The organism is Micromonospora echinospora (genome assembly GCF_900091495.1).
GTDB lineage: Bacteria > Actinomycetota > Actinomycetes > Mycobacteriales > Micromonosporaceae > Micromonospora > Micromonospora echinospora.
The window spans coordinates 1096169-1109946 of record NZ_LT607413.1; the positions used below are offsets into that span (position 1 = coordinate 1096169).

Genomic DNA, 13778 nt, shown 5'->3' on the forward strand with positions numbered 1-13778 from the left:
GGCGGGGTGTCGCCCGGCCCGGGGAGACGGTCGGGTGCCACCGCGTCACCCGTCACCCTGGCCCCCGCGGCGGCCGAGCTGATCCGGTCGCTACGGGGGCAGCACGGGCCGCTGATGTTCCACCAGTCCGGGGGCTGCTGCGACGGCAGCGCGCCGATGTGCTTCCCGGCCGGCGAGTTCCGGACCGGGGCGTCGGACGTCCGGCTGGCGGCTCTGGAGGTCGAGGGGGTTCCGGAGCCGGTCGAGTTCTGGATGTCGGCGAGCCAGTGGGAGCTGTGGCGGCACACCACGTTGACCGTGGACGTGGTGCCCGGCCGGGGCAGCGGATTCTCACTGGAGGCCCCGGAGGGCGTCCGCTTCCTCATCCGCTCCGATCTGGCCACCTGACGCTTCGCGGGCGTGGATCGTGGTGGCGACGTGCCCCCGGAGGGGCCGGTCGTCACCACGATCGTCTCCGGGACGGATCAGTTCTTCTCGTCGCAGCCGACGCCGTTGCCGTTGCGGTCGAGGCGGTAGACGTCGGAACCGGTCACCTTGACGGTGCCGGTGACCCAGGCCGGGCCGTCGCCCCGTCCGGCGCAGTCGACGTCCTCGGCGACCGGCACGCAGCCGCTGTAGTTCGGGTCGCACGCCGCCGTGGTGGCCGTCCCGACCGCCACCACCTGGGTGACCGGGGCCCGGGTGACCGCCGAGCGGAGCAGCCGCTTGTCGGTCGGCTCACCGTCGACATGGATCACCTCGTAGGTCAGCGTCTTCACCCCGGTGACCCCCCGGATGCGGACCTTCTGCTGCCCCTCGGGCAGGGCCGGGTCGTCCACGATCTGCACCGGGAAGGGAATCCGGGCCGTCTCGGTGACCTGCTTCGTCTCCACCTTTCCCGGCGGGGACGGGCTCCCGGTCGCCGGCGTGGGCGGCGGCGTGTCCGGGCCGGACCACTCCGCGAGCGGTCCCTGTGCCGCCGGTGCCCCGCCGGGGCGGATGCCGAACAGCGCGCCGACCACCGTCAGCTCCGCGCCGCAGGTGAGCACGAAGGTGAGCATCCCGGCGAGGAGCGCCACCGTGGTCCGGCCACCGGAGCCGCCGCTGGCCGGACGCGGCCGGTCGGCGCCCTTGCGACGGGACGACCGAGAAGACGTCATGAAGGAAGTTTCGATCGCATCGCACGTGGTGGCAATGGCCAAGCTGCTGCCACCCCACCGGCTAGCCGGGAGTCGGGCGGCTGGCGGATCGGGAGGTGCGGACGGTGGTGGACAGCACGAGGAGCAGGGCGATCGCGAACATGGCGGTGCCGACCACGTTGACCTGCGGCGGGATGCCCCGCTGGGCGGCACCCCAGACGTACATCGGGAAGGTGACCGTGCTGCCGGCGTTGAAGTTGGTGACGATGAAGTCGTCGAAGGAGAGGGAGAAGGCGAGCAGCGCGGCGGCGACGATCCCGGGCAGCGCCAACGGCAGGGTGACCCGCCGGAAGGTCTGCCACTCGCTGGCGTAGAGGTCCATCGCGGCCTCCTCCAGCCGCCGGTCCATGCCGGTCAGCCGCGCCTTCACCGTCACCACCACGAACGACAGGCAGAACATGACGTGGGCGACGACGACGGTCCAGAAGCCCTGCGGCACACCGGCGGAGACGAAGAGGGCGAGCAGGGACGTGCCCATGACCAGTTCGGGGGTCGCCATCGGCAGGAAGACCAGCACGTCGACGGTGGCCCGGCCACGGAACCGGTGCCGGGTCAGGGCGAACGCCATCAGCGTCCCGAGCACGGTGGCGGCCACCGTGGCGAGGAAGCCGATCTGCACGCTACGGACCACCGCGTCGCACATCTCGACGCTCGCGCACGGGTTCCGCCAGTTGTCGAGGGTGAACTCCTGGAAGTCGTAGGAGAGACGGCTCGCCGGCCGGTTGAACGACAGGGCGGCCACCACGGCGACCGGCAGGAGCAGGTAACCGAGGACGAGCACGGCCACCCCGACCACCCATCGGTCGGCCAGCCAGCGGAGGGCGCGCGTCATCGGGGCCACTCTTCGTTCGCGGCTGAAGGGCTCCGCGCTGCGCTCCTCGCGCTCACCGGAGCCCCTTCCCAGCGCCGCTGTGGCGCAGGTAGCCGAAGACCACCGCGAGGACCGCCGCCATCAGCAGGAAGGAGAGCGCGGCACCCTGCGGGTAGTCCAGCCGGACCAGGAACGCCGAGTCGATCACGTTGCCGATCATGTACTCGTTCGGCGTGCCGAGCAGTTCGGCGTTGATGTAGTCGCCGCTGGCCGGAATGAAGAAGAGCAGCGTCCCGGCGGTCAGGCCGGGCATGGACAGCGGCAGCACGACCCGGCGGAACGTCTGCGTCGGGCCGGCGTACAGGTCGCCCGCCGCCTCCAGCAGCCGCGGGTCGAGCCGCTCCAGGCTCGCGTACAGCGGCAGCACCAGGAAGGGCAGGAAGTTGTACGTCAGCCCGAGCACCACCGCGACCGGCGTGGCCAGCAGCCGCCCGTCGGCGTCGAGGAGACCGACGTCGCGCAGCAGCCCGACCAGGGCGCCGTTGTCCGACAGGATGGTCTTCCAGGCCAGCGTACGGACCAGGAAGCTGGTGAACATCGGGGCGACCACGCACACCAGCAGGACGTTGCGCCAGCGTCCCGCCTTCCGGGCGATCGCGTACGCCAGCGGGTAGCCGAGCAGCAGCGCCAGCGCGCACGCGGCGCCGGCGTAGAGGAACGAGCGTCCGAACTGCGGCCAGTACGTCGCCACCGCGTCCGGATAGTTGCCGAACGCCCAGGTCATCGCGTACCCGGTGGCCAGCGAGCCGGCCGGGTCGTAGAGGCTGGCGGCGGCGAGCTGACCCAGCGGCACGACGAAGAAGACCGTCAGCCAGGCCGCCCCCGGCAGCAGGAGCAGGTACGGCAGCAGCCGGTGCCGCCCGGGGCGCGGTGGACGGGCCGAGGTGGTCCCGGTGGTCGGGCCGGTGCCGCCCGGCAGGTGGGCGAACGCGGTCACGCCAGGACCCGGCGGGGTCCGGCCCGGTGGGGTGACCTGGGTGCGGCGTTGGCGGGGGCGGTCACGGGGCCACCGTCACCGGCTCGTCCCGCGACGGGCTGCGCCGGTCGGCCGGACCGGTGGCGCGGGGCAGCAGGAAGGCGTGCTCCGGTCGCCAGTACGCGACCACGGACGCGCCGACGGGGTACCGCCCCTCGGTGCCGTTGTTGGCCGAGAACACCGACAGGTCGGCTCCGGCACCGGTGCGGACCAGGTACTGGGTGCTCACCCCGACGTAGGCGACGTCGCCGACCACTCCGGCGACGTGCTGGTGCCCGGCGGGGACCTGGTCGGCGGAGGCGGCGAGACGCAGCTTCTCCGGGCGTACCCCGAGGTGGACCGGCCCCCGGTCGACGCGGGCGCGGGCGACGGGCACGGTGAAGCGCGCGCCGTGCGCGGTCACCGCGACCTCGCTCCCGGTCGGCCCGGCGGCCTCGGCGGCGAGCAGGTTGGACTGGCCGAGGAAGTTCGCCACGAACACGGTGGCGGGGAACTCATAGAGGTCGGCGGGGGTGCCGATCTGTTCGATCCGCCCGGCGTCCATCACCGCGACCGTGTCGGCCATCGTCATGGCCTCCTCCTGGTCGTGGGTGACGTGTACGAAGGTGGTGCCCACCTCGGTCTGGATCCGCTTCAGTTCGCTCTGCATCTGCCGGCGCAGCCTCAGGTCGAGCGCGCCGAGGGGCTCGTCGAGCAGGAGCACCTGAGGTTGGTTGATCAGTGCGCGGGCCAGCGCGACCCGTTGCTGCTGCCCGCCGGAGAGCTCCGCGGGGCGACGCCGCTCGAACCCGTCGAGCTGCACCAGGGCGAGCATCCGCTCGACCTGGGGGCGGACCTGACGGATGCCCCGCCGGCGCAGACCGAAGGCGACGTTCTCGGCGACGTCGAGGTGCGGGAAGAGAGCATAGCTCTGGAAGACGGTGTTGACCGGCCGCCGGTACGGGCGCAGCCGGCTGATGTCCTGCTCGCCGAGGAGGACCCGCCCGGCGGTTGGTTCCTCCAGCCCGGCGACCATGCGCAGGGTGGTGGTCTTGCCGGAACCGGATGCCCCGAGCAGGGCGAAGAAGGACCCCTGCGGGACGGTGAGGGTGAGGTCGTCGACGGCGGTGACGGCACCGAACCGCTTGGTCAGGTCGACCAGTCTCAGGTCCCCGGGGGGTGTCTGGGTCGCCATCACGCCCCGACGACCTGCTGGAACTTCGACTCGTACGTCTTCTCCTGCTCCTCGCTGAGCGCCATGAAGACCGTGGACTTCGCGAGCATCGCGTCGTCCGGGAAGATCAGCGGGTTGGCGGCCAGCTCCGGATCGATCTTCTCCATCTCGGCCTGCGCGCCCTGCACCGGGCAGATGTAGTTGACGTGCGCGGCGAGCTTCGCGGCGACCGCCGGCTGGTAGTAGTAGTCGATCAGCTGTTCGGCGTTGGCCCGGTGGGTGGCCCGGTTCGGCACCAGCAGGTCGTCGGAGTAGAGGATGGCGCCGGAGTCCGGCACCACGAACCTGATCTTCTCGTTCTCGAAGCCGAGCTGGATGATGTCACCCGACCAACCGATGCAGGCGGCGATGTCGCCCCGGGCCAGTTCCGGGGCGTAGTCGTTGCCGGTGAACCGGCGGATCTGCCCGCTGTCCACCGCGCGCTTGAGCGTGGCGAGGGCGTCGTCGAACTGGGCCTCGGTGAAGTTGGCCGGGTCGTGCCCCTTGGCCTGGAGCAGCAGTCCGATCGTGTCGCGCATCTCGCTGAGCGCGGTGACCCTGCCCTTGAGGTCGGGGCGGGTCAGCAGCTCGTCGACGGTGCGGATCTCCTTGGTGACACTGCCGTTGTAAGCCAGGCCGGCGAGGCCGGTCTGCCATGGCACGGCGATCCGGTTCTCCGGGTCGAACGAGCGCCCCTTCAACGACGGCAGCAGGTTCGCCTGGACGTTGGGCAGCCTCGCCGGGTCGAGCTTCTGGATCCAGCCGAGCCGGATCATCCGGGCGGCCATCCAGTCGGTCAGCACGATGAGGTCCCGGTCGATGCTCTGGCAGCCGGCGAGCTGGTTGCGCACCTTGCCGAAGAACTCGTTGTTGTCGTTGATGTCCTCGGTGTAGGTGACCTGGATCCCGGTCTCGGCCTGGAACGCGTCCAGGGTCGGCCGCTTCGACTCGTCGGCGGAGTCGACGTCCAGGTACTGCGGCCAGTTCGAGAAGATCACTTTCTTCTCGGTGGCGGAGCGGTCCTCGCTGACACAGCCCGCCTCGGTCTGCTGGGCCGCCTCGGTGCCGCAGCCGGCGAGGGCCCCGCCCCCGGCGAGCAGCGCGGCCGAGCCGAGCGCACCGGAGAGCAGGCCACGCCGGGAAACCGTCCGGGGGTGACTACGCATGTGACGGCTCCTGGGGTCGTCGTCGGCGAGGGGTGCGCCGGCGGAGGGGCCGGGCGACGGGTCGAACGATAATGGCATGCAAAACCCTCGGGGTACGCCAGCGGGTGCGGACCGGGCCATCCCTCTGCCCCTCCGCCCTGGACGCACGCCGTGACGAGCGACGGGCGCAGCCCAGACACCGTGTCATGTGGGTCCTTTGGAGCTGCCCCGTCTTCGCTACCGCCGGCCCACCTGCCCGCCCGTGACCGTGCGGTAGCACCAGCGGGGCAGCTCCACAGGATCCGAACACCCAGGTGGCCACCACCCCGGAAACGGTGCCCTGCGCCGAAAAGGTGCCCTGCCCGGAACGAGCCGCGCGGGACGGAACGTGCGGGACGAAAGGGTGGGTCAGTGGGTGGGAGGGATGACGCGGAGGTGACCCCGGCGGCCGGTCTGGGGCGCCTGGGGCTGGTCCTGGTTCGAGTGGTCCTGCGGGGGGCGGGGGGCGGGGCGGGCCGCCTCGCGGACCGCCTCGGCGAGCGCCACCAGATCGTCGGTGGTCGGCGGGGGCGGCTCGAACTCGCCCTCGTGCCGAACGACGTCCCAGCCCCGGGGTGCGGTGAGGTTCCGCGCGTGCGGCTCGCAGAGATCGTAGGTGTGCGGCTCGGCGAAGGCCGCGAGCGGACCGACGACGGCGGTCGACTCGTTGTAGACATAGGTCAATGTGGCGACCGCTTGCCGGGGGCAGCCGTTTCTGGAGCAGCGCCGTGATGACCTCACGTGCGGCAGGGTATCTCCATTACCGGGTCCGCCGCACTGGTTCACGGTGCGACACGCCCGTCAGCGAGATCACAATTCGGCCGCCGGAGGCACCGGCGGCGGGGAAGGATCGCCGCAGAACGGGCGCGACACACCCGGCCCGCGCTCACGGGAGTGCCGGAGCGGCAGGCCAGCGGGGACGGGGACTACCCTTGCCCCATGACCAGTCCGGAACACCGCCGCCCCGGCTCCGGTCGGCGGGTGCACCGCGACCGGCACGGCCGCGGTCTGCGCGGGCGGCTGGTGCCGGCGACCGTGCCGCTGGCCCGGACGAAGGCGGAGGTCTTCGACGACCTGGTGCTGGACACGGTGGAGACGTTGGAGCGCCGTTTCGCCAAGGAACTGGCCGGGGTCGAGTTCGCCGTCGAGGACGTGCCCCCGGATCTCAACGTCTACGACTCCGACGTGCTGGAGGACGGGGAGGTGCCCCTCGCCCGGCTGCTGCCGGGACGTCCCGGCCGGCAGGAGATCCCGCCGCGGATCGTGCTCTACCGGCGTCCGCTGGAGTTCCGCGCAATGGACCGGGAGGATCTCGCCGACCTGGTCCACGATGTCATCATCGAGCAGGTCGCGAACCTGCTCGGGGTCGATCCCGACGAGTTGGCCTGAGTGGCCCGGCCCGAGGGCCCGTCGGGGGCCCGGACCGGGCGGCCCCCACCGCCCGGCACCGGGAACGTCAGGCCACCCGCCGCTTGAGCTTGCGGCGCTCCCGCTCGGAGAGGCCACCCCAGATCCCGAACCGCTCGTCGTGACCGAGTGCGTACTCCAGGCACTCTGTCTTGACCTCGCATCGGGAACAGATCCGCTTCGCCTCGCGGGTCGAGCCGCCCTTCTCGGGGAAGAACGCCTCCGGATCGGTCTGCGAGCAGAGCGCCCGCTCCTGCCACTCCGGCGCGTTTCCGAGCAGGTCGGCCACCTCAAGCTGGCCGTCCATCGAATGCCTCCTTGTCGCGCACCGACGTCATCGCCGCTGCAACCCCCACGCGGAAAGGCGCGTTTGTCCCTCCGGTACCGATTTGTTGCGTTCCGTGTAGACAACCCCATTCAAATTACACGCGTGTAATACGTGCGCCGTCAAGCCGGACTTGATAATGGAGTCGTCCTCCCGACACGCTCCGGACGGCCATCCGGGCCGCCCGACCCCGCAACCTGCCCTATCGATTCAGACCCCTGAGGAGTAACGCCCTCTCCGGCGAGTTGGTCGAGATTTCTCCCGTGGCGCTCCACCGTCCGACCCGGACCACGCCGTCGTCATGGACGGCCGGAGAACCCTCGCCAAGATCAGCGATCTTGGTGGGGCACAGGTTAACGCGACTTTCCCGGCACCGCCCGCCGAGCCCCGGGCAGCGCCGAGGCGCCGCCCACCATGTGGACAAAAGACACCGACCACCGCCCGTCCGACTGACCGCGACAGGAGACCTGCGCTGCTCGCGACACCTGAATCGACGTCGCGTCCGGGCCGGGAAAACCTGACTGATCGCTCCATTTCGTCCCACCAAACGGTACGGACCACCGCCCGGGGAACGGGGGCGACGGGTCTGGTGCCCCTCCCCCCTCCCCGCCCACGGCGTAACCGTCGCCGGCCCGGAAGGGTTCACCAGTCAGGACGGCTGACCGTAGGCCGTGGTCCGCCGCCGGGCCGGACGACCCGCCCCGGCGGCGATGGCGCGCAACTGCTCCTCGGTACGCGCCGACCCGTTACCGGACCCGGCCATCCGAGAGATGGTCTCCTCCATCAACGTGCCGCCCAGGTCGTTGCAGCCGCCCCGCAGCATCGCCACCGTGCCCTCGTCGCCGAGCTTCACCCAGGAGCACTGGATGTTGTCGATCCGACCGTGCAGCAACAGTCGGGCCATTGCGTGCACCACCCGGTTCTCCCGTCGGGTGGGTCCGGGGCGGGCGATGCCGGCCAGGTAGATCGGCGCGTTGGTGTGCACGAACGGCAGCGCCACGAACTCGGTGAACCCGCCGGTGCGGTCCTGCACCCCGGCCAGCACCCGGAAGTGGGCCAACCAGTGCGCCGGGTGGTCGACGTGGCCGTACATCATCGTCGAGCTGGACCGGATGCCCAGCTCGTGGGCGGTGGTCACCACCTCGACCCAGGCGGCGGTGGGCAGCTTGCCCTTGGTGAGCACCCAGCGCACCTCGTCGTCGAGGATCTCGGCGGCGGTGCCCGGGATGGTGTCCAGGCCGGCCTCGCGCAACTGTTTCAACCACTCCCGGATGGACACGCCGGCCTTCGCCGAGGCGGTGACAACCTCCATCGGGGAGAAGGCGTGCACGTGCATCCCGGGCACCCGCCGCTTGATCGCCCGGACCAGGTCCGCGTACGCGGTGACCGGCAGCTTCGGGTCGATGCCGCCCTGCATGCAGACCTCGGTCGCGCCGGCCGCCCACGCCTCCTCGGCCCGGTCGGCCACCTGCTCGACGGAGAGACGGTACGCGTCGGCGTCCCGCTCACGCTGGGCGAACGCGCAGAACCGGCAGCCCACGTAGCAGACGTTGCTGAAGTTGATGTTGCGGTTGACCACGTAGGTGACGTCGTCGCCGACGGTGTCCCGGCGTACGTCGTCGGCGAGCCGGCAGAGCGTCTCCAACGCCGCGCCGTCGGCGGAGAAGAGCGCCAGCGCCGCGTCGGCGTGCCGGGGGTCGAGCAGCGCCGCCGGGTCGTCGGCGGCCAACCGCAGTCCGGTACGCAGGTCCGCGTCACCGCCCCCGGCGGTGGCCGCCGCGGTGACCCGGGTGGCGACCTGCGCCCAGTCGCCGTAGACGCTGTCGAAGTCGCCCCGCCGGTCGCCGGTCCGGCCGGTGGTGTCGATGGTGGCGTGCAGGTCGACCCGTCCGCCGCCGGCCTCCTCCGGCTCCTGCCACGGCAGGCCCACCGGGCGGGCCGCCTCGACGGCGAGCCCGGTCTCCGGGTCGGCGAGCGCGGTCACGTGCGGGGTCAGACGCGGGTCCAGCCACGGGTCGCCGGCCCGGACGTACTCCGGGTAGACCGTCAACCGCTCGCGGAGCGTAAACCCGGCGGCGGCGGTGTGCTTGGCCAACTCGTCGAGCTGCGGCCAGGGGCGCTCCGGGTTGACGTGGTCCGGCGTCACCGGGGAGACCCCGCCCCAGTCGTCGATCCCGGCCCGCAGCAGCAGGTCGTACTCGCCGGCGATGAGGTTCGGCGGGGCCTGGATCCGGGCCTTCGGGCCGAGCAGCACCCGGGCCACCGCCACCGTGGCGGCGAGGTCGTGCAGCTCGGCGTCGGGCATGCCCCGCATCGCGGTGTCCGGCTTCGCGCGGAAGTTCTGCACGATCACCTCCTGGAGGTGGCCGTACTCGCGGTGCGCCCGGCGGATCGCGAAGAGCGCGTCCACCCGCTCGGCGAGGGTCTCGCCGATGCCGATCAGGATGCCGGTGGTGAACGGGACCCCGACCCGCCCCGCGTCGTCGAGCACCCGTAGCCGCACCGCGGGCTCCTTGTCGGGCGAACCGAAGTGTGGTGCACCGGGTGTGGACCAGAGCCGGGTGGCGGTGGTCTCCAGCATCATGCCCATGCTGGGCGCGACCGGCTTGAGCCGTTGCAGCTCCGACCAGGTGAGCACGCCCGGGTTGAGGTGCGGCAGCAGGCCGGTCTCCTCCAGCACCGCGACCGCGCAGGCCCGCAGATAGTCCAGGGTGGAGTCGTAGCCCCGCTCGTCCAGCCACCGCCGGGCCGCCGGCCACCGCTCCTCGGGGCGGTCACCGAGGGTGAACAGGGCCTCCTTGCAGCCCTGTGCCGCGCCCTCGCGGGCGATCGCCAGCACCTCGTCCCGGTCGAGGAAGGCCGCCGGGAGCCGGTGCGGCACGGTGGCGAAGGTGCAGTAGTGGCAACGGTCCCGGCAGAGCCGGGTCAGTGGGACGAAGACCTTCTTGGAGAAGGTGATCACCCCGGGGCGGCCCGCCTCGCGCAGCCCGGCGTCACGGATCCCGGCGGCGACGGCGAACAGCTCGGCCAGCGCGTCGCCCCGGGCGGTCAGCAGCGCGACGGCCTCGTCGGTGTCCAGCGCCCGCCCGGTTGCCGCACGGCGCAGGGCGCGGCGCACGCCCGCCCCGGTCACCGCGTCCGCGATGTCCGGCCCGCCAGCCGTCGTGTCCGCCCCGCCGGCCGCCCCCGCCTCGGTGTTCTCCCGCATTGCACAACCCTATTCCGGCCCGCTCCCCCGGCTGCGCCGTCCTCCCTACCAGGTCACGCCGGTCGATCCGGGGGGCGTGGACGGAACACGGGACGGACGAGTACCGGGGGACGGACGAGTTCGGGGCCGGCCGAGGTCCGGTGGGACGTCGACCGGCCCCGGACCGAGCCGGAACGGCGGCGAGGGTGCGGGATCGCGGACCGGAGGTCAGCGGGCCTCGGAACCGGGGTCGCGCGGAACGGCCTGGGTACGGTCGCCGTCGGCATCCGACGAGACGACCTGGGTACGGTCACCGTCGGTGCCCGACGAGACGACCTGGGTACGGTCACCGTCAGCACCCGGTGCCACGACCTGGGTACGGTCACTGTCGGCACCGGTGGTCGGAGCCGGCGGCAGGGTGGAGTCGGTGGACTGGCGCGGGATCGCCTGCGTCGGGTCGGCCGACGGCGGCTGCCCGAAGGGCGGCGCGGACGGCGTGCCGCCCGCCGGGGCACCGAAGGACGGAGCGGACGGGGCCGCCGTGCCGAAGGAGGACGGGGCACCCGGCTGACCGAACGGCGGCGCGGACTGCGGCGGGGCACCGAACGGCGGAGCGGACTGCGGCGGAGCGCCGAACGGCGGAGCCGACTGCGGTGCGCCGGCGTACGGCGGAGCGGACTGCGGGGTCGGCTGGCCGTACGGCGGGGCCGGGTAGCCGGGCTGCGCGCCGTACTGGCCGGGCTGGGCCGGGTACCCCGGGTAGCCCTGCTGCTGTTGCTGCGGCCAACCCGGCTGGGGCTGGCCGTACACGCCGGGCTGCGGCTTCGGCTTGGGGACGTGGTACTGCGCCCGCCACACCTTGTGCACCACGACGGCGGCGACTGCGAGGACGGCCAGGAGGGCGACCGAGGTCAGCAGGAGCAGGAAGGCGTTGCCGACCTCACCCTCGGCGAGCTGGCCGATCACGCCGATCAGGAAGGCCAGCACGCCGAGCACGGCGCTCACCGCGTACTCGACCAGGGCGATCTGGGTGATCTGCTTGGCCTTCGGCACCGCGGGCTGGACGTGCGTGGCGAGCAGGAACGCCAGCACGGGCAGGACGATCGCCTCGACGCCGAGGAAGGTGTGGACGACGCTGACCGCCCGGCCGGTCAGGGTGCTGTACTCGGACATCGGCACCAGGAGCCGGATCAACCCGACGAAGAGCAGCACCGCGTTGGCGCCGAGGAGCACGAGGGCGACGAGTTCCCGGAGTGGTTTGGTGTGCTGGGCGGCCTGCGGCGCGTCGGGAGTCGACGCGGGCTCGGCGGGGCTGGTCAAGGGGCTCCCCCTCTTCGGGCGATGTCGGACAGGTGCGACGTGAGCCTAGTCTCTCCGGACCAGGCCCGAACGGGGACGCCGCGTGCGCGAGGATGGTCGGCATGCGCATCGTGGTTCTGGCCGGCGGCATCGGGGGCGCCCGATTCCTGCTCGGCGTCCGGGCGTACGCCCGTGAGGTGGGTGCCGAGGTGACCGCCGTGGTCAACGTCGGCGACGACCTCTACCTGCACGGACTCAAGATCTGCCCGGATCTGGACAGTGTGCTCTACACCCTCGGCGGTGGCGCAGACTCCCAGCGCGGCTGGGGGCGGGCCGACGAGACCTGGACGGTGAAGACGGAACTCGCCGCCTACGGGGCGGAGCCGACCTGGTTCGGCCTGGGCGACCGGGACATCGCCACCCACCTGGTCCGCACCAACATGATCAACGGTGGGTACCCGCTCTCCGCCGTCACCACGGCGCTGGCCACCCGCTGGCAGCCGGGCGTACACCTGCTGCCGGCGACCGACGACCGCCTGGAGACCCACGCGGTGGTCGACCTCGACGGCGGCCAGCGCGCGATCCACTTCCAGGAGTGGTGGGTACGCCACCGCGCCGAGGTACCCACCCACCGGTTCGTCTTCGTCGGCGCGGAGAGCGCCAAACCCGCGCCCGGCGTCCTCGACGCGCTCGGCGCGGCCGACGTGGTGCTGGTCGCGCCGAGCAACCCGGTGGTGAGCATCGCGCCGATCCTCGCCGTGCCGGGGCTCCGGGAGGCGGTGGCCGAGGCTCCCGGCCGGGTGGTCGGGGTCTCGCCCATCATCGGGGGCGCACCGGTGCGCGGGATGGCCGACCGGTGCCTGGCCGTACTCGACGTGGAGTGCAGCGCGGCCGGGGTGGGGCGCCTCTACGGCGGGCGGCGGGCCGGCGGGCTGCTGGACGGCTGGCTGGTCGCCCCGGAAGACGAGCAGGCGGCCGTGCCGGAGGTGACCGTCCGGGCGGTGCCGTTGTGGATGACCGACGAGGCGGCGACAGCCGGCATGGTCCGGGCCGCGGTGGAGCTGTCATGAGGTTGGAGATCCTGCCGGTAATCGGTATCGGCGACGTGGCCCGCGGCGACGACCTGGCCGCCCTGATCGCGACCGCCGCCCCGTGGCTGCGCGACGGCGACGTACTGGTGGTGACCAGCAAGGTCGTGTCGAAGGCGGAGGGCCGGTTGGTGGACGTCCCGGCGGACGGGCCGGAACGGCTCACCGCCCGGGACGAGGTGCTCGCCGCCGAGACCGCCCGGGTGGTGGCGACCCGGGGCGCCACCCGGATCGTGCAGACGCACCACGGCTTCGTGATGGCCTCGGCGGGGATCGACGCGTCCAACGTGGAGAAGACCCGGCTGGTGCTGCTCCCCGAGGACCCGGACGCCTCGGCCCGCGCGTTGCGCGCGGCCCTGCGGGAGCGGTACGACGTCGACGTCGCGGTGATCGTCAGCGACACCATGGGCCGCCCCTGGCGCAACGGCCTGACCGACGTCGCGCTCGGTGTCGCCGGGCTGCCCGCCATCCGCGACCACCGGGGCGAGATCGACCCGTACGGCAACGAACTGCACGTCACCCAGATGGCGGTGGTCGACGAACTGGCCGGCGCGGGTGAGCTGATCAAGGGCAAGTGCGACCAGGTGCCGGTGGCGGTGGTGCGCGGCTACCTCACCGGCGGCGGCGCGGCGGACGGGCCGGGCGCGCGGATGCTGGTCCGCGACGCCGAGCAGGACCTCTTCTCGCTCGGCACTGCCGAGGCGAAGGTCGCCGGCATGCTCGCCGCCGCCACGCTCGACGACGGCCCCGGCCCGGAGCCGGCCGACCCGGCAGCGGTGCGCCGGGCGATCGACGCGGTGGCCGGCGCGGTCGCGTCCGGCACGGTCTTCACCCTGGTCACCGACGCGGAGACCCGTGCGGTCATGACGGCCGCCGTCCCCGGTTGGCCGGCGACGGCGACCGGGCTGATCCTCGGCGAGGCCCCCACGCCGGTCAGCCAGCCGGACCTGGTGCGGTTCGGGGCCGACACGCAGCGGCTGCGGTCCGCGCTGGCCGCCCACGGGGTGCCGTCGCTGCTGCTGCCTCCCCCGACGGGCGGCACCGCCAGCGCCGCCCTGGCAGTCTGACCCG

13 protein-coding genes are annotated in these 13778 nt (G+C 72.6%); 4 read left to right on the forward strand and 9 right to left on the reverse strand.

The window, feature by feature from the left end:
* Positions 1 to 6: 6 nt before the first annotated feature.
* Entirely contained in the window at positions 7 to 387 is a 381-nt protein-coding gene (locus GA0070618_RS04885) for a DUF779 domain-containing protein (protein WP_088985290.1), read from the forward strand.
* Between the two features lie 77 nt (positions 388 to 464).
* Here GA0070618_RS04885 and GA0070618_RS04890 read toward each other — a convergent pair whose 3' ends face one another.
* The 6 genes from GA0070618_RS04890 to GA0070618_RS04915 form a co-directional block, all read right to left on the reverse strand.
* The gene (locus tag GA0070618_RS04890) at positions 465 to 1139 is read right to left on the reverse strand and encodes a G5 domain-containing protein (RefSeq protein WP_088980566.1); all 675 of its coding nucleotides are present in this window, start codon (positions 1137 to 1139) and stop codon (positions 465 to 467) included.
* A gap of 61 nt (positions 1140 to 1200) precedes the next feature.
* Positions 1201 to 2010 carry an ABC transporter permease gene (locus GA0070618_RS04895; protein ID WP_088980567.1) on the reverse strand — a complete coding sequence of 270 codons (810 nt, stop codon included), beginning with the start codon at positions 2008 to 2010 and terminating at the stop codon, positions 1201 to 1203.
* 52 nt (positions 2011 to 2062) lie between these two features.
* Entirely contained in the window at positions 2063 to 2986 is a 924-nt protein-coding gene (locus GA0070618_RS04900; protein ID WP_172900259.1) for an ABC transporter permease, read from the reverse strand.
* A gap of 61 nt (positions 2987 to 3047) precedes the next feature.
* The gene (locus GA0070618_RS04905) at positions 3048 to 4199 is read right to left on the reverse strand and encodes an ABC transporter ATP-binding protein (RefSeq protein ID WP_172900260.1); all 1152 of its coding nucleotides are present in this window, start codon (positions 4197 to 4199) and stop codon (positions 3048 to 3050) included.
* Entirely contained in the window at positions 4199 to 5383 is a 1185-nt protein-coding gene (locus tag GA0070618_RS04910) for a polyamine ABC transporter substrate-binding protein (protein WP_088980569.1), read from the reverse strand. Before GA0070618_RS04910 ends, GA0070618_RS04905 begins: the two co-directional genes overlap by 1 nt.
* 387 nt (positions 5384 to 5770) lie before the next feature.
* Entirely contained in the window at positions 5771 to 6142 is a 372-nt protein-coding gene (locus tag GA0070618_RS04915) for a DUF3499 domain-containing protein (RefSeq protein ID WP_088980570.1), read from the reverse strand.
* 198 nt (positions 6143 to 6340) lie between these two features.
* Between GA0070618_RS04915 and GA0070618_RS04920 the strand changes: the two genes are divergently transcribed.
* Positions 6341 to 6790: a metallopeptidase family protein gene (locus GA0070618_RS04920; protein WP_088980571.1), complete on the forward strand. Its 450-nt coding sequence runs from the start codon at positions 6341 to 6343 to the stop codon at positions 6788 to 6790.
* Between the two features lie 67 nt (positions 6791 to 6857).
* Here GA0070618_RS04920 and GA0070618_RS04925 read toward each other — a convergent pair whose 3' ends face one another.
* From GA0070618_RS04925 to GA0070618_RS04935, 3 genes are all read right to left on the reverse strand, one after another.
* The gene (locus GA0070618_RS04925; protein WP_088980572.1) at positions 6858 to 7115 is read right to left on the reverse strand and encodes a WhiB family transcriptional regulator; all 258 of its coding nucleotides are present in this window, start codon (positions 7113 to 7115) and stop codon (positions 6858 to 6860) included.
* A 667-nt stretch (positions 7116 to 7782) separates the two neighbouring features.
* Positions 7783 to 10341 carry a bifunctional FO biosynthesis protein CofGH gene (locus GA0070618_RS04930; protein ID WP_088980573.1) on the reverse strand — a complete coding sequence of 853 codons (2559 nt, stop codon included), beginning with the start codon at positions 10339 to 10341 and terminating at the stop codon, positions 7783 to 7785.
* A 207-nt stretch (positions 10342 to 10548) separates the two neighbouring features.
* Positions 10549 to 11640 (reverse strand): hypothetical protein, encoded by a 1092-nt coding sequence (locus tag GA0070618_RS04935; RefSeq protein ID WP_088980574.1) that lies wholly within the window; start codon positions 11638 to 11640, stop codon positions 10549 to 10551.
* A gap of 101 nt (positions 11641 to 11741) precedes the next feature.
* Here GA0070618_RS04935 and cofD point away from each other — a divergent pair, with 101 nt between their 5' ends.
* A complete protein-coding gene (cofD, locus tag GA0070618_RS04940) occupies positions 11742 to 12689 on the forward strand; it encodes a 2-phospho-L-lactate transferase (RefSeq protein ID WP_088985292.1) in 948 nt (315 codons plus the stop codon).
* The gene (locus GA0070618_RS04945; protein WP_088980575.1) at positions 12686 to 13774 is read left to right on the forward strand and encodes a coenzyme F420-0:L-glutamate ligase; all 1089 of its coding nucleotides are present in this window, start codon (positions 12686 to 12688) and stop codon (positions 13772 to 13774) included. The genes cofD and GA0070618_RS04945 overlap by 4 nt, the downstream gene beginning before the upstream one ends.
* The last annotated feature ends 4 nt before the right edge of the window (positions 13775 to 13778 follow it).